A 22,353-nucleotide genomic window follows, 5' to 3' on the forward strand; every position below is an offset into this window, starting at 1 on the left:
ATGCGTTACTTCACCGCTGCCGGATCCGGCTTATCGGGGGTGATGCCATACAGCGCCATGGCGCGGTTGACCTCGCTGCGGGCGATACGGCCTTCGTCAGCCAGCAGTTTCAACGCGGCGAGCGCGATGAAATGGCGGTTGACCTCGAAGAACTCACGTAGCGCCTCGCGGGTGTCCGAGCGGCCAAAGCCATCGGTGCCCAAGGTGATAAAGGCGCGGTCCGGCAAGAACGGTTTGATCTGATCGCCGACGATCTTCATATAGTCCGTCGCCACCACCACCGGGCCAGGATGCGCCGCCAGCAGACTCTGTATATAAGGGACTTTCGGCGGGTCTTCCGGGTGCAGCAGGTTCCAGCGTTCGGCCGCCATGCCGTTACGGCGCAGTTCGCTCAGGCTGGTGGCACTCCAGATATCGCTGGCGACGCCAAAGTCCTCGGCCAACAGCGCCGCCGCCGCCAGCGCCTCGCGCATGATGGCGCCGCTGGCGATCAGCTGAGCGCGCGGGCTCTCTTGGTTTGCCGTTTCGTTCTGTTTGAGCAAATAGGCGCCCTGGATAATCCCGTCCTCCACGCCCGCCGGCATCGGCGGCTGCGGGTATCCTTCGTTGAGCAAGGTGATGTAGTAGTAAATATCCTCTTGTTCAACGAACATCCTGCGCATGCCGCTCTGAACGATCGCTGCGAGTTCATAGGCATAGGTCGGATCGTAGGAGACGCAGCTGGGAATGACGGAAGACAGCACGTGGCTGTGGCCGTCGTCATGCTGCAAGCCTTCGCCCATCAGAGTGGTTCTGCCGGAGGTGGCGCCGAGCAGGAAGCCCTTGGTGCGCGCGTCTGCCGCTGCCCAGGCGAGATCGCCCACCCGCTGCAGCCCGAACATGGAGTAAAAGATATAGAACGGGATTGTCGCGACATCGTGGTTGCTGTAGGCGGTGCCGGCGGCGATCCAGGTCGATATCGCGCCGGATTCGTTGATGCCTTCCTGCAAAATCTGGCCGTCTTTGGCCTCTTTGTAGTAGCTGAGCTGCCCGGCGTCTTGCGGGGTATACAGCTGGCCGAGCCAGGAATGGATGCCAATCTGGCGGAACAGGCCTTCCATGCCGAACGTGCGCGATTCGTCCGGCACGATGGGCACAATCAGTTTGCCGATGTTGGCGTCTTTGAGCAGCGTGCCGAGGATATTGACGAAAGCCATGGTGGTCGACATGTTGCGTTCGCCGCTGCCCTTCAGCAGGCCGTCGAAGCGCGATAGTTCCGGTATCGCCAGCGGAGCGGATTGGCCGAAGCGGGCAGGGATGTAGCCGCCCAGCGCAGTGCGCGTCGCGGTGATGTACTTCGCCGCCGCGCTGTCGGGTTCAGGCTTCAGGTAAGGGATCTCTGCCAGTTGGGCGTCGGAGATTGTCAGCCCTAAACGGTCGCGGAAGGCTTTCACCGCATCCTGGCTCATTTTTTTCAGCTGGTGGTTGATGTTCTGCCCTTCACCGGCTTCCCCCATGCCAAACCCTTTGACGGTTTTGGCCAGCACCACCGTCGGTCTGCCCGTGGTATGCACCGCCTGATGGTAGGCGGCGTACACCTTTTGCGGATCGTGGCCGCCACGGTGCAGCGCCCAGATCTCATCGTCGCTCAGGTCGGCGACCAGCTTGAGCAATTCCGGGTACTTGCCGAAGAAATGCTCCCGCACATAGGCGCCGCTTTGCGATTTGAAGGTCTGGTAATCGCCGTCGACGCACTCCATCATCCGCTGCATCAGCAGTCCGGAGCGGTCTTTTTGCAGCAGTTTGTCCCAGCCGCTGCCCCAGATCACCTTGATCACCTGCCAGCCGGCGGCTTTGAAGGTGCCCTCCAGTTCCTGAATGATCTTGCCGTTGCCGCGCACGGGGCCATCCAGCCGCTGCAGGTTACAGTTCACGACGAAGATCAGGTTATCGAGTTTTTCTCGCCCGCCCAGCGCAATCGCCGCCAGCGATTCCGGTTGATCCATCTCGCCGTCGCCGAGGAACGCCCACACCTTTCTTCCCTGGTGAGGTTTCAGCTCGCGGTATTCCAGATAACGCATGTAGCGCGCCTGGTAGGCGGCGGTCAGCGGCCCCAGCCCCATCGAAACGGTGGGATATTGCCAGAAATCCGGCATCAGCCGCGGGTGCGGGTAGGAGGAGAGGCCACGGCGCGCGGATTCGCGACGAAAGTTGTCGAGCAGCTCCTCGTCGATGCGGCCTTCGAGATAGGCACGGCCATAAATACCGGGGGCGGAGTGGCCCTGGATATACACCATGTCGCCGGCGAAATCATCGGTGCGCCCACGGAAGAAGTGCGTGAATCCCACATCGTAAAGCACTGCGGCCGATTGGTAGGTGGCGATATGCCCGCCAACGTTGGAATGTTTGCCGGCGCGCAGCACCATCGCCATGGCGTTCCAGCGAATAAACGCATTGATGCGCGCTTCAGCGGCCAGATCGCCGGGATACGTCGGCTGCTTATAAGCCGGAATGGTGTTCACGTAGGGCGTGGTGACCAGGCTGAAGAAATCGCCGTATTTTCGCTGATCGGCTTCGGCCATTTTCTCCAGTAAAAAATGCGCGCGCTCACGGCCGTCGATATCGGTGACGCCTTCAAATGCCTCAAGCCATTCAGCCGTCTCTTGCGGGTCAAGATCTGCTTTAACCACGGGTTGGTTCATAAAAGCTCCAAATGTACTTACCTGATAAGGCGCTGAGCGATACAGGGATTTATTGAATTGCAAGTGCAAGAGTTGCAAATGCAACAATGGCGAAAGCCACTCTATCCCTTTACAATTGCAATTGCAACTCACCGCTTTTGACGAGAAAAATGACATGACAGATAAACAACCCGACCTGTGGTTCTCCTTTGTGCGCGCGCATCGGGCGATGATCAGAAAGATAGAGGCGAAGTTGTCGGAAGCGGGGCTGCCGGTTTACGCCTGGTATGACGTGTTATGGGGATTGGAAAGCGGGGAAAACGGCACACGCCGCATGCATGAGCTGGCGGACGTGTTGGTGATTGAGCGTTACAACCTGACCCGCCTGATGGATCGCCTGGAAAAAGAGCGGCTGGTCACGCGTTTTCGATCGGATGACGATCGCCGGGCCTCCTTCGCGACTATCACCGAGGAAGGCAAGGCCCTGCGGAAAAAGATGTGGGAGATCTACCGCACGGTGGTCAACACCCATTTTCTCAACCAGTTCAGCGAAGAAGAGATCGCACGCTTCTCCGACGCGTTGGACAACGCGATGCAGCTGGCCAGAGAGTGATCAGGCATCGGGTGTGATGTGCAGAACGCGCAGCGCATCGGCGATCAGCGCCGAAGGGATTTTCTGCTCGTCGGCCAGCAGTTTGAGGGCGCAGAGCGCAATCCATTCCGCCTGCGGGTAGTGGATTTCGCCGCGCACCCGTGAATCTGAGCCCACCGCGGCAAAGCGTGCGGGAATGAATCGCTTGAGCTGATTGGCAATCAGGTGCGAGTAGTCGGTGACGGCGACGACGGGGGCATTCCCGGCACCCAGGCACGTTTTCAGATGGCATTTGCCGCCGCTGTCCTGGCGCTGCATGTCGGCGAGTTCGGCGTCCTGCGCCAACCGCGTGTAGCTGGGGCAGCTCCAGATTTCAGACGCAATCCCCCAGTTTTTCAATACCTCGGCCGCCTGCTGAACGCGGGCGAGCGCACGGCCGGCGCCGCACAGACGAACCTGCAACGGTGAGTCTGCCGCGGTGGCGACGCGGTACATTCCCCTGAACGCCTGTTCTGCGACAAACGGCTCCCCTGAAGAGAGGGGGCCATTGTCTGCGTTGGTCGCGAGATACACCATCTTTCTCGTTCCCTCCAGATAGAGCGCGCGCAGGGCGTGATGGAGTATCGCGCCGGTTTCTCTGGCATTGGCCGGATCGAAAGGCAACCAGCCCGGCATGGCCGTGAGCTGAAGCGGGAACCAGGCCTGAACGCCTTTCGGCAAATCGGCATTGCCGGTATCTGCATCGCTGATGAAAATCCCCTTGCGATTGGTTTCCGGCTCAAGCCCGCGGAGCATGTCCACCGAGGGCGTGTTGACGAAGTAAAACAGCGGCTTCTCATAACGCTCTGATTGATGGCCAAACCAGAGCGGCCAGGCGGTGGCGTAGCGGGAAATCGGCGGCTCGGCGCGCCTTCTGCCGTCGATAAGCCAGATGTCGCCGCTGGCGTTGAGTTCGCCCAGAGTTTGCGCCGTCCAGGCGCTGGCAGAAGGGCGCGAAGCGCCGGCTTTTTGGCTGGCGGAGGTCATCTTGCGGATACAGGCTTCGGCCAGGGTTTGGGTTCTGGCCGAGGCGGCGGGCAGTGTTATACGTTGAGGCGACATGCGGAGCATTCTCTTTGAGTTGCAATTGCGATGATTGTAATTGCAATTCATGGCGTGTGCCAATGACTTCTGAACAGGTCGCAGCCATCCAGGTGTGTCCCGCGGCGATATATTCAGGTTCTGCAGACGCGATCCTATTTGTTTCACCGACCAGACAGCCGCCATCCGTTGTCCTTATTTCTGCAGTTTTTTATAAATGACGGGCAGCTAAAAACGGTTTGCCGATAGGGATAATGCGCGTGTCAATCCGCGTTAAACGAGAATATCGGCATCTTAAAAATAAAACGAAATAAGGATGAAAGCATATGCCTGGATTTAATTATGGCGGTAAAGGAGATGGGACTAACTGGAGTTCTGAACGCGGTACGGGCCCTGAGCCAGGGGGCGGCGATAAAGGCCATTCCGGCGATCGCGATCGCGGCGGCGCCGGCGTTGGCAACAGCCCTGAACAGCAACAGATAGCGGCGATCCAAAACGATCCGGCGCTGCGCATGAAGCTGGAGGCGGTGATTAAGGCGGCGCGCAGAATTAACCCGGATGCGAAATTGCATATTGAAAGCGTCAGCCCATCCGGCACGCTGAGCCTTTCCGCCACCGGTTTGACGGCCGAGCAGGCGAAGCACATTGGCCTGGGGGGGCTGGTGATGGGGGTCAACGCCAAGGGGGTGACAGTGGCGATCGGGGATATCGAAACCGGCCATGCGCGCAAGCCCTCAACTCCTGGCAAAGGCGGCAACAATGGCCTGAATGCCGGGCAGATCGGCGCCTCTTCGTTAGGCAGTTTCGTGACAGACTCGCATCGCGATCGGCCCGTCAGCGGCTGGCATGGCAACGGCAAAACCGGCGAATTCTCGACGACCCGCACGACCGGGAGTTACTACGGTTTTCATCATTTGAAGGTGGAAAAGCAAGACGGAGTGGCGACCTACAACCTCTACTATAAGGCCAATAAGAACCGGCCCGCGTTTATCGCCGTGGTGAGAGGGGATAACCTGAATGCCATGGAGGTGAAATATGCCAACGGCAAACCGGTAAAATCGCCCGGCTCGGTAAAAACGATCGTTAAGGAATTCGTCGAATATCAAAATGCGGAATTAAAAGCCATCAAGGATGGCGTCAGCCTGGCCGCAGGTATCAATAAAGATATCGCGGAAAAGATAGGCGCGAAATACGCCAAACTCGCCAAGGATTTGGAGGCGGGAATACAAGGAAAATATATCCGCAACGTGCAAGATGCGGAGAAAACCTACGAGCAATTGACGAAGGGCCTGAACAAAAAGCTTAAGGCGCAGGACAAAGCGGCGATTGTCACCTGGCTGAAAATGATCGATGCGGAACAGTATGCCCGCAATGCGCGGGTATTAGGCAAGGTCTTCACCGGGGTGGATTGGGCGATCAAAGGCGCGGATCTGGTAAACGCCGCGATTGAAGGTTTCTCAACCGGCAACTGGAAAGCGTTCCGCAACCAGCTCGAAGCGCTCGGGTTGTCGATCGGCGCAGGGTATACGCTTTCCGCTATCGCCGCGTTTTTCGCGCCGACGCTGGTGTCGTCGACGGTGGGCATTTTCGCCTTCGCTTACCTGTTTGGCTGGGCCACCAGCTATATCGATGCGGAACGTGCGGGGGAGCTGGAGAAGTGGGTCGCTGACCTGTAACGGCATGAGGGGGCTGGCCCCCTCATTTTACACCTCACACCCTCTACCTCTTTCACACCACCGGCGCCACTGTCAGCAGCAGATTGGCGAAACGGCGCTGTTCGCCGGAGGCGATCACCAGCAGCGTTCGATCCGATTTGACCGCGGCGTAAAACGCCTCGCGCGGCAGGTGTTCGATCGGGCAATGTGCCAGCAGCAGCTGCCGGTATTCGGTTTCGATGGTGTTGGTGAAGTCCGGCGGGCAGGCCATCAGCGCCGCGCTTTCCACGTTGATGCAGGCCAGCAGTTTTTCCAGGATCGGCGGGGCGGCGAGCGTGCCGGGCGCCAGGTTCAGATAGACCACGGTGGCGTCTTTCGGCGCGTGGGTCACGCAGGCGTAGTTGCCGTCGGCGATCAACACCTGGGTTTTATGCCCGCATTGCGCCAGTGCGGCGAGCAGCGGCGGGTGAGTGATGGCGGATTTGATCATAAAGCGATTCCTGAATGGGCGGGCGGCAAGCGCGCCGCCCGCAGCTGAATTACATGCGGTAGATGCCGCCGTTGATGTCGAGAGTCGCGCCGGAGATGAAGCCGTCGTATTCCGCCGCCAGGAAGGCGATGGCGCGCGCCACGTCGTCCGGTGTGCCTGCGCGGCCCAGCGGGATGGCGCGAACGGTTTCCTCCGCCGATGCCTGGGTGGTGTGGCGATTGTGGAAACGGGTGCCGAGGATCAGGCCGGGCGCCACCGCATTCACCCGAATGCCGTGCTCGCCGAGCTCCGCCGCCAGCGAGCGCGTCCAGGTGAGTACCGCGCCCTTGGTGGCGGAATAGACCAGCGAGCCGGCGTGCCCGCCGGCGCGGCCCGCCTGTGAGGCCAGGTTAACGATGCTGGCGCCGTCCGGCGCCGCTTTCAGGTGCGGCAGCGCGCTCTGGGTGACGTTCAGCATGGTGGTCATGTTCACGTCGATCACGGTTTGCCAGAAGGCGCGGTCGATCTCGCCCAGCCATTTGCGCCCGACGATGCCGCCGACGTTATTGATCAGGATATCGATGCCGCCGAGCAACTCGGCGCCGGCCGAGACGCAGCGCAGCGTTTCGTCGGTATCGATGAGATCGGCGTAGCCGTAGGCGGCCTTTTGCCCCAATGAATGGGCCAGCGCCACCAGCGCTTTGGGGCCGCTTTCGTCGCTGTGATAGTGAAAATAGATGTCGCAACCGGCCTTGATCAGCCGCTCCGCGGTGGCGCGGCCGATGCCCTGTTCCGCCCCGGTGATAAAGACCTTTTTGCCCGCAAGATCGCCCATGATTGACTCCTTATTGGTTCGTTAAGAATTGATGACGCCTTCACGCTGTTTGGCGCAGTAGAAAATGCAGATCAACCCGGTGGCCAGCAGGCACGAAGCCAGGAAAAACAGCCCCGGCGCGCTGCTGCCGGTCAGATCGTTCAGCACGCCCACCGCATAGGGAGCGACGAAACCGCCGATATTGCCGATGCAGCTCACCACCGCCAGCCCGGCTGCTGCGGCCGCGCCGGTGGAAATGTTGGCGGGCATGGATAGGAACGGCGGCACGGCGGTATAGATGCCGATGGCGGCGATGCACAGGAATGACAGCGCGACGAACGGGTCGTATTTAAAAAATGTCACCGCGCCCATCAGGCCGATGGCGGCGATCACCATGCTGAGGCCGGCGAACACGCCGAGTTTTTTGGTTTTGCTGGCCCACAGGCTCCACGGATAGACCAGCAGCGCGGCCAGGCCGTAGGGAATGAGCGCCAGCAGGCTGACGCGGAAGATATCGCCGCCGGAAATGGCGCTGATGATCGACGGCAGCCAGGTGCCGAAGCCGTAAATGCCGCACACCATGCCGAAGTTGAGCAGCGCGTAGAGCAGGTATTTCTTGTTTTTAATGCCCTTGAGGAAGTCGCCCAGCGTGATTTTAGAGCCGGATTTGGAGCGGCCGGCGTTGCTCATCAGCCAGGCTTTTTCCTCCACGTTCAGATAGCCGACATCCTTGGGTGAGTTCTTGATCAGGAACGGGATCAGCAGGCCGATGACGATCGGCGGCAGCCCTTCGAGGATGAACAGCAGCTGCCAGGGGGCGAAGCCGAACCAGTCATGCTGAATATTGAGAATAAAGCCGGAAATCGGCGAGCCGACCGCGTTGGACAGCGGCTGGACGATGATGAACATGCCGAGAATTTTAGTGCGGTACTTTTCCGGGAAGAAGACCGTGAAGTAATACACCACCGAGGGAAAGAAACCGGCTTCGCACACGCCCAGCATAAAACGGCAAATATACAGCTCCAGCGGCGTGCGCACAAAACCGAGCAGGGTCGCGAAGATGCCCCAGGAAATTAATATTCTGGCGAACCAGATGCGCGGGCCGAATTTTATGGTGCCGGCGTTGCTGGGTATTTCAAACAGAAAATAGCCGATAAAGAAAATTCCGGAGGCGAAGCCGAAGGCCGAGGCGGTCAATCCCAAATTATCTTCCAGCGCTTTGGCGGCGTAGGCCATATTGTTGCGGTCGAGAAAGGCCAGGAAATACAACAATATCATGAGGGGCACAATATGCAGCGTCAATTTCCTGATGGCGCAGCGTTCAATATCCTTTGGCATTGTTTTTTTCATCATGGTTTTTTCCATGTGGTTAATCGGAATAATAGCGGTCCGGCCCAAAGCAATGAGCGGAGAGCTGAATAACGACGTTACGTGCATAAAAGCGTCGCGCCGTTTATTTATTGCGACGATTCTATTTTTTCTGCTTTTAGCTGTGACGATCCGGACGATGCCGACTGCGCATCGTCTGGGAAAGCCGTTTTTACTCTATTAACCGGCGGTTTTGACCGAGCGCCGGCTGATGACCGTCGGCGGGAAGAGAAACTCGCCGGGCGGTTGCGAATCATTGTTGATGCGGCCGATCAGGCGTTCGACCATCAGCTGCGCCATCTCCGCCAGCGGCGGCCGGACGGACGTCAGCCCCGGTTCGGCCAGGCCGGCCAGCGCGATATTGTCGATGCCGATCACCGAGATGTCTGCGGGCACCTGGACGCCGGTGGCGCGCAGGCCCACCATCAGCCCGATGCCCAACGCATCGTTAATCGCCACGATGCCGTCCGGGCGTGGCACCAACGCGAGAACGCGCGGCGCCAGCGTCAGCCCCAATTCGAACATTTCCGTGTCGCCGTAGGCGCTGGTGGCCTTGCCTTCGATCACCCGTTGGCGTTCGCTCAGGCTGTGCCCCAGGGCGCTCAGAAAACCGTCGATCTTGTGGCTGCGCCCGACGGTCAGCGTCGCTTCGGTGGCGAACACGATGTGCCGGCAGCCGCGTTCGAGCAGGTGCTGCGCGGCCAGGCGCCCGGCGGCGATATTGTCCATCGACACGCTGTCGAACAGCCGGCTATCGGTGGCCATCTGCTCGGCAAACGGGCTGTCGTAGCTGACAATCTTCATGCCTCGCTCGGCGGCCCGAACAAAATGGGTCTGACGAATGTCGCTCGCCGCCACGATGATGCCGCGCACGCCGTGCAGGAACATATCGTCGATAAACGCGGCCTCCTCCTGCTCCTGGCGGTAGGCGTTGCCGAGCAAGACCCGGTAACGGTGAGCCCGCGCCGCGCCGTCGACCGCATGCGCCAGCGCCGAAAAGCTCGGGTTAACGATCGACGGCAGCAGCAGGCCGATGATTTTCGCCTGCGGCGTGGGTGCCGTCGCCGATTGAGCCGGCCGGTAGCCCAGGGTCGCCATCGCCCGTTCGATGCGCTCACGGGTCTGCGCGCTCATCTGGTGACTGCGATTATTCAGCAGGTTCGACACGCTGCTGATGGACACGCCGGCCAACCGCGCCACATCACGAATATTTGCCATTTGCCGCTACCTTGCTGCCTGCCGTTAGCCTGCAATCTATAAGGGAAGCCGGCCGCAGGCAAGCTGCAACCGGGGCGCCGCGTGCATGGGATCGCGCATTTGTGAGAGTCGTCAGGCGGCAGCCGTGTTGTTTACTAAACAACAGCGGGGGTGGGGGTACTGTGTTAACGCAGATGAGTGAGATCTGCGAAGCATCTCTCGTTTATCGCCCTTCGGGGCGGCGGGTTCTGTACTATTGTTTTCTCTTTGCGGCACGTTCCAGGCCGATGGGGCGCTGGGCGCAACGGAGATCACAGATGAACAAACGGGAATTAGAAAGCGCGATTGTCACCGATTTTTCCAAACGCATGAGCTATGGCGACTACCTGTGCCTGGACCAACTGCTGGACTGCCAGCACCCGCTCTCCAACCCGCCGCATCATGACGAAATGCTGTTCGTGATACAGCATCAAACCTCCGAACTGTGGATGAAGCTGATGCTGCACGAGCTGCAGGCGGCGCTGCGGCTGGTGCAGCAGGACAAACTCAGCCACTGTTTCAAAATCCTCGCGCGCGTCAAACAGATCCAGCGGCTGCTGTTCGAACAGTGGGCGGTGCTGGAAACGCTGACGCCGTCGGAATACGTCGAGTTTCGCGACGTGCTGGGCAGTTCGTCGGGCTTCCAGTCGCACCAGTACCGGTCGATCGAATTCCTGCTCGGCAACAAGAACGCCGCCATGCTGGCGGTGTTCAGCAGCGATGCGGAAAAGCACGCCGCGCTGAAGGCGATCCTCGAAGCGCCGAGCCTGTACGACGAATACTTGCTGTACCTGGCGCGCCACGGCTTGCCGATCCCGCAGGAGTGTCTCGAGCGCGACTGGACGCAGCCCTACCAGCGCAACCCGGATCTGCTGCCTGCGTTTAAAGTGATCTACGACAACCCGCAAACCTACTGGGAAGCGTATGAAATGGCGGAGAAGCTGGTGGATATCGAAGAGAGTTTCCATCTGTGGCGTTTCCGCCATATGAAAACGGTGGAGCGGATCATCGGCTTTAAGTCAGGCACCGGCGGCTCCAGCGGCGTCAGCTTCCTGAAAAAGGCGTTGGATCTGACCTTTTTCCCCGAGTTGCTGGACGTGCGTACCGAAATCGGCGCCTGAGACATTGTGAGGGGGAAGGGCGATGAGCGTGAGGATTATCGATAAGGCGGCGGAGAAGGTGGTGGGAGTGAGAGTCGTGGGGCCGTATCCGCAGACCATCCCGCAGGGCTCGCAGCAACTGTTGGCATGGCGGCAGCGCCACGAGGTGCCGTTCGGCAAATGGCTGGTGCTGTATTGGGACGATCCGGCGGAAGTGGCGCCGGAAAAGCTGCGCGCCGACGTGGTGATGAGCGTGGCGGACGATTTCGCGCTGCCGGCGGGCAGCGAGGGCGTCACCGTGCAGACGCTGCCCGCCGGGCAGTATGCGGTCTACCACGTGCGCATCAGCGATGGCGATTTCGAGCGGGTGTGGGGCGAGTTCTATCAGAAGCTGCTACCGGCCAGCGGCTACCAGCCGGTTGAGGGGGTGAGCTATGAGCACTATCTCAACGACTGCGAAGCCGACGGCTATTTCGACCTCGAGATTTACCAGACGGTGAAGAAGTGGTGAGAGCGGCTTGATGCGCAGAAAGGCTGAATCGACGGGATGTGCCGATTCAGCCTGTGATTGTCATTCCTGTTCGGTTTAGGAGCGGTGACAAGAGGAGGGAGTGTCACTCGCACTGAGGTATAGGCCGTTTGATATCTATACGGTGTAGGTAGATAGGCCAAGTCTCACTTTATCGTCTTGGAATCAAGTGCCTTGGAATCACTCGGTGGCGGTTGTGGTGGCTATTTCCCCCAAGTTCCTTTTTGATTCATTAATATCTTACCATTCTTTATAACTGTCAGTGTGTTATCAATTTTACTGAGCATGTAGGTCGTCGATGCATTTTTAAACTCATAACTGATTATTGGGCATGGGGCTGTATTGCAATCAGCACGTGTAACTTTTCCCTGCAAAGTTACAGCAGCACCATCTTTTTTACGCTCTCCATAATAAGTAGCATCATTACAGTTTCCTTTACTGATGCAAACAGTCATGAGCTTGATAGAGAATGACTGTGTGTCAAAGTATTCTTCCTCAGTCCTCACCTTATTTCTTTTGCTGTCTGAGGAAAAATGCATGTCTTTGAAGCGTGCAGCCCAATGCAGAATATCTTTATTAATAGGGGAATCTTTATCAGATGATTTGTAATTTATGATATCAGAATCAGGTACAACCCAGGCGACATAAATTTTCCCATCGGGATTGATGACCAGAGCAGAGGCATTTTCCAGATAAAGATCTTTTAGCCAGCCTTCAACAAATAACCCACCACCTGGGGTTGAATGAGGTTCACCGAACACATCAAAGTTGTTGATGTACTTTTCATAGTCTTGACCCAGTATGCTTTTAAGATTGTCAGTGACCGCTTTATCGTTGACCAGCCCGCTTACTGTGTTGATTTTGTTATATTGTAACAAATCTATCGCTGATGTGGATTCAATGGAGCAAAGCAAAGAAGCAGCAAACAATGTAGGTAATAAGATTTTTTTGAACATAAATCACTCGTTTGATAATTTTAAAAATTCTTCTGCTTCCCGGGCATACCGCTTTTGAAGGCCATTACCATAACGTGCCCACCAGTTGTACTGTTTATCACCCTGCGTCGTGATGGTATCTCCATATATTGCTCTATCGTATTCTACCCGAGCTTTAAGTAAATTATCCTGAAAGCTTTCCGCCGACATACTTTCAATTTTGGCTATTGCCTCCGGCGTTAAGGTATCAGCCTTAACTATTCGTCCGGACTCCATGGAGTTCAGGATCGCTTGTGCGCCAGATGAGCCACGCATATGTGCCAATGAAGTTATTGCCCCTTGTTTTCCTGGATCAGAAAAGTTCAGTGCACCTGCAGACTTCGCTGATGCGCTCATTGCTTTGGATACTTCCTCAAACTCTTCAGCGCTGCCTTGGCCGTATTGGTTACGAGCAGCAAGGATTTTGTCATAGGCATTGCCATTTCCTTTTCTGAATCCGTATAACTCACGGCGCCCACCTTGTTCTCCAGCACTCCCTTCAGAGGCCATGACCGATTCAACAACCCGATTATCAATTCTGCCGGGTTTTGTTGTCGATTGAGCATTTTGCGTGATAGATGCCGGCGCCGCTGCCGCCGCCCGAGGGGCGGCGTTAACCGGCTTTCCCGGCGTACCAATTACCTACTCTTTAGGGAACAGCTGATCGACGGCGCTCTGGATCGCCGCCTGATGGCCGCCACCCGGTGCGGCGGTGCGTGCGGCGCCGCCAGGCTGGTTGAGATCCAGCTGGCCGCCGGTGTTGATCGCGCCATCCTCTTTCACCGTGATATTGAAACTGGTGCCGGTGATGTTGATTTGGCCGTCCGCCAGCAGTTCGATCACGCTTTCGCCGCACTCGAGCCGCAGCGATTCGCCGGAGCCGAGGGTAAAGGCATTGACCACGGCGTCGCTGCGCGTTTTGCCGGTCAGCGCGGAGGCGTCGCCTTTGACGCCGGTGGCCTGATTGAGCACCACCCGCTTGATCTGGTTGCCGCCCACCAGGTGGGTGTGGTCGTTAGCGATGGTGTGGCTCTCATCGTTTTTCACCTGGGTGTCCATGTTGCGCTCCGCCTGGATCCACACCTGCTCGGCGCCGGCCTTGTCTTCGAAACGCAGGGCGTTGGCGTTGTCGGCGGTGCCGTCCTTGGTGCGGCTCATAAAGCCCATCTGGGTGGCGGCGGCCGGCAGCGCCCAGGGCGGCATGCTGGCTTCGTTATAGACGCGCCCGGTGACGATCGGCCGATCCGGATCGCCGTTGATAAAGTCCACCACCACTTCGTCGTTCACGCGCGGGATCTGCACGCCGCCGTAGCCCTGGCCGGCCCAGGCGCTGGAGACGCGCACCCAGCAGGAGCTACCGTCGTCTTTCGGCCCGAAGCGATCCCAGTGGAACTTCACCTTGATGCGGCCGTATTTGTCGGTCCAAATCGATTCGCCGGCCGGGCCGACCACCCGGGCGGTCTGCGGTCCGTGGGTTTTCGGCCAGCTGGCCTGCTGCGGCGGGTGCCAGGGCACGTCCGCCGGCAGGACGATGAAGTCGATGCGGTGTTCGCTGCTCTGATCGTCGCCGCTGGCGTAGCGATTCTCTTTCAGATGGTAGCTGGCCTGCAGCGTCAGATATTCGCGATTGTCGTCGGCATGCGGGGCGTTATACAGCGTGAAAGTACTGCCGGGGGCGATGCCCATGGCGGTGGCGGTGCCTCGGATCTGCTGATGTTCGGCCTGCCAGGCCTCCTGGCGCACGCGGGCGTAGAACTCGCCCTGCTGATGCTCGGTGTAGCGGCCCGGCCAGTCGTAAACGTCGATCTGCCCCGGCGTGGGTGAGACCGGGTTTTGCCGCGCCTGGAACAGCCAGGCGTTCGGTTTGCGAAAATCGTAGTCGTCCAGGCTGTAGATGCCCGGCGTGACGCGATCGGACAACGTCCACTGGCTGATGCCTTCCTCGCTGGTGCTGCCGCCGGACGGCGTCAGGTGGTAGGGGATCATCTCGTAGCCGGGATAGGGCTGGTGGTGGTGGGGCGCATCCCCGAGCACCAGCGTGTGTTTGCCCATCTCGTGTTTGAAATAGTAATAGATGCCCTCCAGCTCCATCAGGCGGCTGATGAAGTTGAAGCTGCTTTCGTTGTACTGCACGCAGTAGCCCCACAGGCGATAGTCGCCGGTCAGCTGATCTTCCAGCTGCACGTTGTGCTCCGCCAGCAGGGTCTTGACGATCTGCGGAACCGTCTGTTCCTGGAAGATGCGGAAGTTGCGGTCTTTGGTCATCGGCCACAGATCCGGCTGCACGTGCAGGTTATACACCGCGTAGCGCGTGCCGCCGATCTCTTCGCTGCTGACGGCGATGGCGGTGATCTTGCCGTTCAGGTAGCGCGGGGCGCTGAGAAAGCCCTGGGTCGGGATCTCCAGCGTCAGCGGTTGGCCGAGCAGCGCTTTGCGATCGAGCCGCGCGTCGGTGCTCAGCAATTCAATAGAGAAGTCGAAAGGAGTGGAAAGCGCTTCGATGCCGTCCAGCGAGCGGAACAGCAGTTGCTCCTGGCCCAGCGGCGTGTGCGCAATAATGCGATCCAACATGAGAACGTCCTCTGTGATTGACGTCATGCCCTGCATACTCCGGCGTTGCAGCGGCCTTGCCGCGCGGCCAATGAGGGGGCAGTTGCTCGTCAGTCTCATGAAATAGGGAAAACCCCGCCGCGGCGGAGTTTCAGAACGGGATTAACCGGCGGTGGCCGGATTGACCAGCCAGGTGCCGGCGGTGTCGATGCTGAGCTGTTGGCGGCGCAGCCGATCGTTGTGGCGGATCTCCAACTGATAACGGCCCGGCGCCAGGTTCAGGCTGGCGAAGCCGTTTTCGCCCGCAGTGACCTGCTGCGGCTTGCCGTCGAGGCTGACCTGCTCACCCGGCTGCAGTTTGAAGTACACCAGCGCCACCGGCTGCGGTGGCGGCGCCGCTTTTTCAGGTTCTGTCGCTGCAGGCTGCGCGGTTTGCGGCGCGCTCGGCTGCTCCGTCAGGGTTTTCTGCGCCGGTGACGCTACGGTGTTTTGGGCGACGGCCTGGGCGTCGTCCTTGCCGCCGCTCAGCCAGGCGACGGCGCCGATCACCAGCAGCGCCGCGACGCCGGCGCCGGCCATTATCGGGCGCGAGAATTGGGTGCCGCGCGCGGTAACGGCGCCGGCGGCGGCCGCAGCGGCGGCCGGGTTGGCGGCGACCAACAAGTTCTCTGGCGCGGCGGCCGGGGTGCTGATGATTTCGTTTTCATCGGCGATCGGCAGGTGCAACAGCTCGGCCATTTCGTCGATGGTCTGCGGGCGGTCTTCCGGCTTCAGCGCCAGCGCGCGATCGACGGTGCGCAGCAGCTCCGGCGAGTAGCCGGCGGGGCGGCGCTCGGTCAGCGGCTGGTAGCTGTCTTCGATGCTGCGCACCACGCTGACCGGCGGCGGCGAACCGACGATCAGCGTGTGCAGCACGGCGCCCAGCGCGTAGATATCGGTCCACGGCCCCTGTTCGCCGTCGCTGTTCTCGGTGTACTGCTCGATCGGCGCGAAGCCCGGTTTGAGCATGATCTCCGTTTCGTCCGACAGGTTGCCGATCTCTTTGCGCGCCGACCCGAAGTCCAGCAGCACCGGCAGCTGGCTCTCCTGGATCTGGATGTTATCCAGCGAAATGTCGCGGTGCAGATAGCCTTCCTGATGGATGGTGTTGATGGCGCTGAACAGCGGCGGCAGCAGCCGACGGATCCACGCCTCGTTGATTTTTTCCGGCTGCTGCGCCTGCAGGTTTTTCAGCGTGGTGCCGCTGTAAAACTGGGTGCCCATATAGGCGGTGCCGTTCTCTTCCCAGAAGCGCAACACGTGCAGCAGGCCGGGATGCGAGAAGCGCGCCAGCAGACGCGCCTCCTGAATAAAGCTGTTCAGCCCGGCCTGGAAAGTTTTGCCGAAGCGCTCGCCGCGCAGCCCGATACTGAGATCGTCGTTGCGTTTCGCCAGCGAGGTCGGCATGTACTCCTTGATGGCGATGGTGCGTTCCAGTTGGTGATCGTAGGCGCGATAGACGATGCCGAAGCCGCCTTCGCCGATCGCTTCCTGGATCTCGAATTCGTTGAATCGATAGCCGCTCGGCAGGCTGTTCGAATTCGGTTTGGTTATCCCGGTTCCCGACATAGTGATGACTCTCTGTGTTCAAAGGGCCGCCGTCTCGGCGGCCGCGGCGTTATGCCTGAAATTGACAAATGAATTCGTTGTTCTGCAGCGCGATATGCAGCTGGCGATAGCGCTGGTCGTTGGCGCTGCCGGTCAGCAGGGTGTGGCTGATCTGCGGCAGCAGGGTGTTGGTCAGGATGGCGTCGACCATGCGGCCGCCGGACTCCACCTCGGTGCAGCGGCTGACGATCTGCTCGATGACCGCGTCGTCGAAGGTGCAGACGATGTCGTGATTCTCCGCCAGGCGACGCTGAATGCGGCCCAACTGCAGGCGCACGATGTTGCCCAGCGTGGCGTCGGTCAGCGGGTAATACGGCACCACCAGCAGACGGCCGAGCAAGGCGGCCGGGAACACCGACAGCAGCGGTTGGCGCAGCGCGCCGCTCAGCGCCTCCGGCTCCGGCAGCAGCTCCGGATCGCTGCACAGCCCGGCGATCAGATCGGTGCCGACGTTGGAGGTCAGGATGATGATGGTGTTGCGGAAATCGATATGGCGGCCTTCGCCGTCCTCCATCCAGCCCTTGTCGAACACCTGGAAGAAGATTTCATGTACGTCCGGGTGCGCTTTCTCGATCTCGTCCAACAGCACCACGCTGTAAGGACGGCGGCGCACCGCCTCGGTCAGCACGCCGCCTTCGCCGTAGCCGACATAGCCGGGCGGCGCGCCTTTCAGCGTCGAAACGGTGTGCGACTCCTGGAATTCGCTCATGTTGATGGTGATGACGTTCTGCTCGCCGCCGTACAGGGTTTCCGCCAGCGCCAGCGCGGTTTCGGTTTTGCCGACGCCGGAGGGCCCGGCCAGCAGGAACACTCCGACCGGCTTGTTCGGATCGTCCAGCCGCGCCCGTGAGGTGCGCACCCGGCGGGCGATCAGATCCAGCGCATGGCGTTGGCCGATCACGCGCTGGTTCAGGGTGTCGGAGAGTTGCAGCACCGCTTCAATCTCGTTTTTCACCATGCGGCCCAGCGGGATGCCGGTCCAGTCGGCCACCACCGCCGCCACGATGTTGGCGTCGACGGCGGCGAAGATCAGCGGCGCTTCGCCCTGCAGCGCGCTCAGTTGCTGCTGCAGCTCGCCCAGTTGGGCGCGCAGCGCGTCGGCGTCAGGGCTCGCCTCCGTTTCTTCGCCGGCAGGCTCCTCCGCTTCCTGCCGGTGCAGCTGGGCGCGCAGCGTGATGATCTCTTGGATCAGCGTCAGCTCTTGCTGCCAGCGCTCGGTCAGCTGTTCGAGCTCCAGGCGCAGCGCGGTCAGCTGAGCTTCAATCTCCTGCGGGCGCAGGGGATCGCCGATGCCGACCTTGGCCTCGCGGCGGGCGATATCCAATTCGATCTGCAGCGCATCGATGCGATGGCGGCAGTCTTCAACCTGGGCGGGCTCGGCGTGTTGGCTGACCGCCACGCGCGCGCAGGCGGTATCCAGCAGCGCCACCGCCTTGTCCGGCAACTGGCGGGCCGGAATATAGCGATGGGACAGCCGCACCGCGGCGTCCACCGCTTCATCCAGCAGCAGCACGCGGTGGTGTTGCTCCAGCGGGCTGACGGTGCTGCGCAGCATCAGCAGCGCCTTGTCTTCGCTCGGCTCGTGCACCTGCACCACCTGGAAACGGCGGGTGAGCGCCGGATCTTTCTCGATGTATTTCTTGTATTCCGACCAGGTGGTGGCGCCAATGGTACGCAGTTGGCCGCGCGCCAGCGCCGGCTTCAGCAGGTTGGCGGCGTCGCCGGTGCCCTGGGCGCCGCCGGCGCCGATCAGGGTGTGAATTTCGTCGATAAACAGGATGATTGGCGTCGGGCTGGACTGCACTTCGTCGATCACCGCCTGCAGCCGTTTTTCAAACTCGCCCTTAACGCCGGCGCCGGCCTGCAGCATGCCGATGTCCAGCAGGCACAGTTTCACGTCGCGCAGCTGTGGTGGCACATCGCCGGCCACGATACGCAGCGCCAGGCCTTCCACCACCGCGGTTTTCCCGACGCCGGCCTCACCGGTCAGCAGCGGGTTGTTCTGGCGGCGGCGCATCAGGATATCGATGATTTGCCGGATCTCTTCATCGCGGCCGGCCACCGGGTCGATCTCGCCGCCGCGCGCTCTGGCGGTCAGATCCTGGGCATACTGCGCCAGCACGCTTTCACCGCTGCGCGCCGCGCCGGATGCGTTCTCGGCGCGGCTTTCCGCCGGCGCATCCTGGGCGTTTTCCGCCGAGTGAGCGGTAATGACGGCGAACTGCTCCATCAACAGATCGGCGTTGATGCGCTCGAACTGCGGGGAAATGGCCTTCAGCAGATGGCGCAGGCTGTAGGTTTTCAGAATGCCGAGCAGCAGGTGGCCGCCGCGGATGCGCGCCGCGCCGAATTTCAATGAGTCATAGACCCAGGCGCGTTCTACCGCGCTGTCGATGTGCTCGGACAGATCGGAGATGGCGCTGGCGCCGCGGGGCAGGCGATCGAGCGCCTCGACGATGTCGCGCGCCAGCTGCGCCTCGTCCAACGCGAAGTGGCGGACGATCTGCTGCAGATCGCCGTCCGGCGATTGCATCAGCTGATGCAGCCAGTGCGCCAGTTCGACGTAGGGGTTACCGCGCAGCTTGCAAAACGCCGTCGCACTTTCCAGAGAGGTGAATAACAGGCTATCCAGTTTGCCAAATAATACCGAGCGGCTGATTTCAGACATGGTTTTCCTCAGGTCTCAGGGTGGCCTGGCGCCGCAGGGCGTCGGCCGAAATAGGGTCAGAACGGGTTTTCCAGCGGTTCAGGGCTGAAGATCAGATCGTCGAGATCGCGCTGTCGCCGATGGTCGGCCAGCCAACTGCTCAGGCCCAATCGCTGCGCGCCGCCGAGCTGGATGCCGTGCGCCTGTTCCTTCGCCAGGATCAGGCGCACTTCCCAGACGAACTCGATGCCCAGGTATTGGCGCACCCAGTCGCGCAGTTGCCGGCACAGATCGGCGCCCGGCAGGAAGCGGTCATAGTCCTGCTGCGGCATCGGCCCCAGCTCGATGCGGAACTTGTGCTGGATATCGCGCACCGCGATGCCGAGAAAGGCCGACTCGCCGAGCCGCGGCGCGCCGCGGCCGGCCTTGAGCCGCGCCTGCTCGCGCGGCTCCACCCGCAGCCAGTGCGGCACGTTTTCGACGATGCGCACCGGCACCTTGAAATACTGCTGCAAAATCTTGCTCAGGCCTTCCGGATCGCGGCTGTGGCGAATCAGATGACCGGCCATAAAATGCTTGGCGTGGGCGTTGATGCTGTCGCGTTCCTGTTGCGCCGGCTGGCCGATGCCGATCAGGCTCGACAGGTACTCGTCGAAGCGCCGGTTGTCCGGGCGATCCAGCGATACCGTCGGTTGCGCGTCGGCCCAGGCGCGGTAAAACAGCAGCGTCAGCCGGTGATGGAACAGATTGGTGAACGCCAGCAGGGTGGTGTCCTGATGGTGATACACCCGTTCGCGCACGTATTCGGTCAGGTGCAGCGGCAGCGGCCCGTTGGGGCCGAACAGGCCGAAACTGAAGATCGAAACGTCGTGCAGCGGGCCGTTGGCGCGCGGCGTCACCTGCGCCAGGGTGGAGGGCGCGAACGACAGCGACGGCTCCTGGCCCAGGCGCAGCATCTCGTGGCGCGGCAGCGGCGCGCGCCCCAGCAGGTAGGGCTGGCCTCCCTGGGCGTCGATGCGCCGCAGCAGCTGAAACAGATCGTGCTGGTAAGGCGCGCTGCGCAGCCGCGGCCAGAAGTCGTCCGGCAGGCGATACAACGCGTTGATCTGCGGCGGCGCCAGTTCGGTGGCGATCATTTCCGCGCTCATATCAGCGTCCTTTTGCCCATGCGCGCCTGCCAGTGGGCGATTTCGCCGCGCTGCTGGCTGGAGAGCGTCATCTCGGTGAAGGTGTTCATCGCCACCAGGCGCGAGAACAGGCGCTCCAACACGCTGCCGAGCAGGTAAGGGCTGTTGCCGGAGAACGCCTGCTCATCGACCGTCAGATCGATGGCGATGCCGCGCGCGAATACGATGGGGCCGGGCTCCGGTACACGCCGATAGACCGGCCGCAGGTTGCAGTGGCGCACGCCCTGGATCTGCTTGGCGATCGCCGGTTCGCTCAGGTTGCCGTACAGCCCCAGCAGCTGGCGCAGGCTGGCGGCGCCCTGTTCCGGATCGCCGTCCATCATGCTGAGGTAGTTCAGCTGCAGCTGGCTGATCAGCCGCCAGGTGATCATCCCTTCGGCCAGCGCCGGGCGCGGCGGGGTGGGGCCTTTGCGCAGCGAGACCTGCTTGATCGGGATCGAATCGGGCATCACGAAGTTGCCCTGATCCTGTTGCAACAGCATCAACGGCAGATCGCGGCTGGTGCACAGCACGTCGGCGGTGAGGTATTTCAGATCGCTGTGCCACGGCGATTGCCGTTCGTCCACCAGCGACACGAACACTTCCGAACCGGCGTAGCCGGTGCGGGTGCCGTAGCGGCGGGCGTGCTCCGACAGCGTGCGCTGTTCGCGCCGCAGCGAAAAGTAGGCGCCATAGTTGCCGTCGTCCGCGCTCAGGGTGCTGTAAAACGGCCGAAACTCTTGCTCGTAGCGTTTTTCGCTGGCGCTGCCGCCGAGCCGCTGCACCGAAAACACTTCGTAATCCAGCGGCCGGATATTGTCGACCACCAGATGGTATTCGTGGTTCTTTTCGTTGATCGCGATGCGTTCGGCCACTTTCGGAAACAGGTTGATCACCGGCGTGCAGTGCAGCGCCAGGTGGGCGGCGTCGACCACCCGTTCCAGCGCGGCGTCGTGCCGATCCAGCAGTACCACGATTTCGAACTGGCGCAGCCCCTTTTTCCCTTCGCGCACGCTCTGCAGCAGCGGACGCAGGCCGTTGACGCTGAAGAACTGGAAGCGCGCCGGGAAGGCGAAATACTCCTGCAGCAGCCGGTAGCCTTCGAAGTTGCGCAGATCGTTGGGCAGCAGCGCCTGATCGGCGGCGAAGCCCTCCTGTCGCAGCCCGTCCAACGCCAGCGCCCGCCGCTGCGGCTGAGCCTCCACCGTTTGGCAGACAAGCCCGACGCTGTGCTGCATCAGCAACTCCAGCAACTGCTGCGCCTGCATGTCCGGCCCGGCCAGGTAAAACATCAATTGATCCAGCTGCAGGTTGTTGAGCGTCACACTTTCGTAGCACTCAAGACGAATGCGCAGCGCGCTGACGCAGCCGCTGTGCTGCAGCCCCAGCGAGGCCAGCGGGATATCGGCCGGAATGCCGCCCAGCTCGACGCCGGCGATGCGCACCGGCTGCAGCGTGACGTCATGCGCCGTGGTGTAACTGCAGGTGATGCCGCTTTTCTTCAGCGTCTGGCTGTCCATCATGGTGCCGCGCGGCACCACGAAGCCGTTGCTGATGTCGCCTTTGCTGCTGTCCGGCTGCAGCTCGGCGATCGCCATCGACGGCGTCGGCGACAGGTAGTTGGGGTAGATGATCTCCAGCAAGCGCTGAGAAAAGCGCGGGAACTCGGCGTCCATTTTCAGCTGCACGCGCGAGGTGAGGAAGGCGAAGCCCTCCATCAGGCGCTCGATATAAGGGTCCGCCACGTCGATGCCGCGCATGCCGAGGCGGCCCGCAACCTTCGGGTACTGTTCGGCGAACTCGGCGCCCATCTCACGCAGATAGGCCAGCTCGCGGTTGTAATAATCTAACAGTTTACTGTCCATC

The 22,353-nt window shown here is 60.8% G+C and carries 17 protein-coding genes; 4 read left to right on the top strand and 13 right to left on the bottom strand.

Annotation, left to right across the window (positions count from 1 at the left end):
- Positions 1 to 5 precede the first annotated feature (5 nt).
- A complete protein-coding gene (gene aceE, locus ACOWVD_RS01120; RefSeq protein ID WP_197763456.1) occupies positions 6 to 2,681 on the bottom strand; it encodes a pyruvate dehydrogenase (acetyl-transferring), homodimeric type in 2,676 nt (891 codons plus the stop codon).
- A 154-nt stretch (positions 2,682 to 2,835) separates the two neighbouring features.
- On the opposite strand from aceE, the gene ACOWVD_RS01125 reads away from it, so the two are divergent.
- Positions 2,836 to 3,273 (top strand): MarR family winged helix-turn-helix transcriptional regulator, encoded by a 438-nt coding sequence (locus ACOWVD_RS01125; RefSeq protein WP_015378305.1) that lies wholly within the window; start codon positions 2,836 to 2,838, stop codon positions 3,271 to 3,273.
- On the opposite strand, the gene ACOWVD_RS01130 is transcribed toward ACOWVD_RS01125, so the two are convergent.
- Positions 3,274 to 4,353 carry a transketolase-like TK C-terminal-containing protein gene (locus ACOWVD_RS01130; protein WP_197799710.1) on the bottom strand — a complete coding sequence of 360 codons (1,080 nt, stop codon included), beginning with the start codon at positions 4,351 to 4,353 and terminating at the stop codon, positions 3,274 to 3,276.
- A gap of 305 nt (positions 4,354 to 4,658) precedes the next feature.
- Here ACOWVD_RS01130 and ACOWVD_RS01135 point away from each other — a divergent pair, with 305 nt between their 5' ends.
- Complete coding sequence (locus tag ACOWVD_RS01135) at positions 4,659 to 6,008, top strand: colicin-like pore-forming protein (protein ID WP_021505755.1); 1,350 nt, start codon at positions 4,659 to 4,661, stop codon at positions 6,006 to 6,008.
- Positions 6,009 to 6,060: 52 nt separating this feature from the next.
- Here the strand turns inward: ACOWVD_RS01135 and ACOWVD_RS01140 are convergent, their stop codons facing one another.
- From ACOWVD_RS01140 to ACOWVD_RS01155, 4 genes are all read right to left on the bottom strand, one after another.
- Positions 6,061 to 6,477, bottom strand: a complete 417-nt coding sequence (locus tag ACOWVD_RS01140; RefSeq protein WP_421105381.1) for an RbsD/FucU domain-containing protein — start codon at positions 6,475 to 6,477, stop codon at positions 6,061 to 6,063.
- 49 nt (positions 6,478 to 6,526) lie between these two features.
- The gene (locus tag ACOWVD_RS01145) at positions 6,527 to 7,291 is read right to left on the bottom strand and encodes an SDR family NAD(P)-dependent oxidoreductase (RefSeq protein WP_021505753.1); all 765 of its coding nucleotides are present in this window, start codon (positions 7,289 to 7,291) and stop codon (positions 6,527 to 6,529) included.
- Positions 7,292 to 7,312: 21 nt separating this feature from the next.
- On the bottom strand, positions 7,313 to 8,548 hold the full coding sequence (locus ACOWVD_RS01150) for an MFS transporter (protein WP_228392596.1): 1,236 nt from the start codon (positions 8,546 to 8,548) through the stop codon (positions 7,313 to 7,315).
- Positions 8,549 to 8,818: 270 nt separating this feature from the next.
- Positions 8,819 to 9,856 carry a LacI family DNA-binding transcriptional regulator gene (locus tag ACOWVD_RS01155; protein ID WP_421079712.1) on the bottom strand — a complete coding sequence of 346 codons (1,038 nt, stop codon included), beginning with the start codon at positions 9,854 to 9,856 and terminating at the stop codon, positions 8,819 to 8,821.
- Positions 9,857 to 10,152: 296 nt separating this feature from the next.
- Between ACOWVD_RS01155 and kynA the strand changes: the two genes are divergently transcribed.
- Positions 10,153 to 10,995 carry a tryptophan 2,3-dioxygenase gene (gene kynA / locus ACOWVD_RS01160; protein WP_033635042.1) on the top strand — a complete coding sequence of 281 codons (843 nt, stop codon included), beginning with the start codon at positions 10,153 to 10,155 and terminating at the stop codon, positions 10,993 to 10,995.
- A gap of 22 nt (positions 10,996 to 11,017) precedes the next feature.
- Positions 11,018 to 11,485, top strand: a complete 468-nt coding sequence (gene sbmC / locus ACOWVD_RS01165; RefSeq protein WP_197763459.1) for a DNA gyrase inhibitor SbmC — start codon at positions 11,018 to 11,020, stop codon at positions 11,483 to 11,485.
- A 221-nt stretch (positions 11,486 to 11,706) separates the two neighbouring features.
- Here sbmC and ACOWVD_RS01170 read toward each other — a convergent pair whose 3' ends face one another.
- The 7 genes from ACOWVD_RS01170 to tssF all read right to left on the bottom strand — a co-directional run bounded on the left by ACOWVD_RS01170 (position 11,707) and on the right by tssF (position 22,352).
- On the bottom strand, positions 11,707 to 12,459 hold the full coding sequence (locus tag ACOWVD_RS01170; protein ID WP_053091199.1) for a hypothetical protein: 753 nt from the start codon (positions 12,457 to 12,459) through the stop codon (positions 11,707 to 11,709).
- Between the two features lie 3 nt (positions 12,460 to 12,462).
- Complete coding sequence (locus ACOWVD_RS01175) at positions 12,463 to 12,987, bottom strand: hypothetical protein (RefSeq protein ID WP_197763460.1); 525 nt, start codon at positions 12,985 to 12,987, stop codon at positions 12,463 to 12,465.
- Between the two features lie 132 nt (positions 12,988 to 13,119).
- Complete coding sequence (locus ACOWVD_RS01180) at positions 13,120 to 15,048, bottom strand: type VI secretion system Vgr family protein (RefSeq protein WP_164094823.1); 1,929 nt, start codon at positions 15,046 to 15,048, stop codon at positions 13,120 to 13,122.
- Between the two features lie 141 nt (positions 15,049 to 15,189).
- Complete coding sequence (locus tag ACOWVD_RS01185) at positions 15,190 to 16,635, bottom strand: serine/threonine protein kinase (RefSeq protein WP_049240662.1); 1,446 nt, start codon at positions 16,633 to 16,635, stop codon at positions 15,190 to 15,192.
- A 49-nt stretch (positions 16,636 to 16,684) separates the two neighbouring features.
- Complete coding sequence (gene tssH, locus ACOWVD_RS01190; RefSeq protein WP_421105382.1) at positions 16,685 to 19,342, bottom strand: type VI secretion system ATPase TssH; 2,658 nt, start codon at positions 19,340 to 19,342, stop codon at positions 16,685 to 16,687.
- Between the two features lie 56 nt (positions 19,343 to 19,398).
- Positions 19,399 to 20,469: a type VI secretion system baseplate subunit TssG gene (tssG, locus tag ACOWVD_RS01195; protein ID WP_049240660.1), complete on the bottom strand. Its 1,071-nt coding sequence runs from the start codon at positions 20,467 to 20,469 to the stop codon at positions 19,399 to 19,401.
- Positions 20,466 to 22,352 carry a type VI secretion system baseplate subunit TssF gene (gene tssF, locus ACOWVD_RS01200; RefSeq protein WP_049188373.1) on the bottom strand — a complete coding sequence of 629 codons (1,887 nt, stop codon included), beginning with the start codon at positions 22,350 to 22,352 and terminating at the stop codon, positions 20,466 to 20,468. Before tssF ends, tssG begins: the two co-directional genes overlap by 4 nt.
- Position 22,353: the final 1 nt, after the last annotated feature.

Origin of the sequence: Serratia sp. SA088, from assembly GCF_049065515.1 — a bacterium.
In the GTDB taxonomy this organism is placed as follows: Bacteria; Pseudomonadota; Gammaproteobacteria; order Enterobacterales; family Enterobacteriaceae; genus Serratia; species Serratia nematodiphila.

What these genes read in the sequence shown, in the direction of transcription:
- tssF (WP_049188373.1), bottom strand. Translation starts at nt 22,352, where the DNA reads ATGGACAGTAAACTGTTAGATTATTACAACCGCGAGCTGGCCTATCTG.
- kynA (WP_033635042.1), top strand. Translation starts at nt 10,153, where the DNA reads ATGAACAAACGGGAATTAGAAAGCGCGATTGTCACCGATTTTTCCAAA.
- ACOWVD_RS01130 (WP_197799710.1), bottom strand. Translation starts at nt 4,353, where the DNA reads ATGTCGCCTCAACGTATAACACTGCCCGCCGCCTCGGCCAGAACCCAA.
- sbmC (WP_197763459.1), top strand. Translation starts at nt 11,018, where the DNA reads ATGAGCGTGAGGATTATCGATAAGGCGGCGGAGAAGGTGGTGGGAGTG.
- tssG (WP_049240660.1), bottom strand. Translation starts at nt 20,469, where the DNA reads ATGAGCGCGGAAATGATCGCCACCGAACTGGCGCCGCCGCAGATCAAC.
- ACOWVD_RS01150 (WP_228392596.1), bottom strand. Translation starts at nt 8,548, where the DNA reads ATGATATTGTTGTATTTCCTGGCCTTTCTCGACCGCAACAATATGGCC.
- ACOWVD_RS01175 (WP_197763460.1), bottom strand. Translation starts at nt 12,987, where the DNA reads ATGGCCTCTGAAGGGAGTGCTGGAGAACAAGGTGGGCGCCGTGAGTTA.
- ACOWVD_RS01140 (WP_421105381.1), bottom strand. Translation starts at nt 6,477, where the DNA reads ATGATCAAATCCGCCATCACTCACCCGCCGCTGCTCGCCGCACTGGCG.
- ACOWVD_RS01180 (WP_164094823.1), bottom strand. Translation starts at nt 15,048, where the DNA reads ATGTTGGATCGCATTATTGCGCACACGCCGCTGGGCCAGGAGCAACTG.
- ACOWVD_RS01145 (WP_021505753.1), bottom strand. Translation starts at nt 7,291, where the DNA reads ATGGGCGATCTTGCGGGCAAAAAGGTCTTTATCACCGGGGCGGAACAG.
- ACOWVD_RS01135 (WP_021505755.1), top strand. Translation starts at nt 4,659, where the DNA reads ATGCCTGGATTTAATTATGGCGGTAAAGGAGATGGGACTAACTGGAGT.
- ACOWVD_RS01185 (WP_049240662.1), bottom strand. Translation starts at nt 16,635, where the DNA reads ATGTCGGGAACCGGGATAACCAAACCGAATTCGAACAGCCTGCCGAGC.
- ACOWVD_RS01125 (WP_015378305.1), top strand. Translation starts at nt 2,836, where the DNA reads ATGACAGATAAACAACCCGACCTGTGGTTCTCCTTTGTGCGCGCGCAT.
- ACOWVD_RS01170 (WP_053091199.1), bottom strand. Translation starts at nt 12,459, where the DNA reads ATGTTCAAAAAAATCTTATTACCTACATTGTTTGCTGCTTCTTTGCTT.
- ACOWVD_RS01155 (WP_421079712.1), bottom strand. Translation starts at nt 9,856, where the DNA reads ATGGCAAATATTCGTGATGTGGCGCGGTTGGCCGGCGTGTCCATCAGC.
- aceE (WP_197763456.1), bottom strand. Translation starts at nt 2,681, where the DNA reads ATGAACCAACCCGTGGTTAAAGCAGATCTTGACCCGCAAGAGACGGCT.
- tssH (WP_421105382.1), bottom strand. Translation starts at nt 19,342, where the DNA reads ATGTCTGAAATCAGCCGCTCGGTATTATTTGGCAAACTGGATAGCCTG.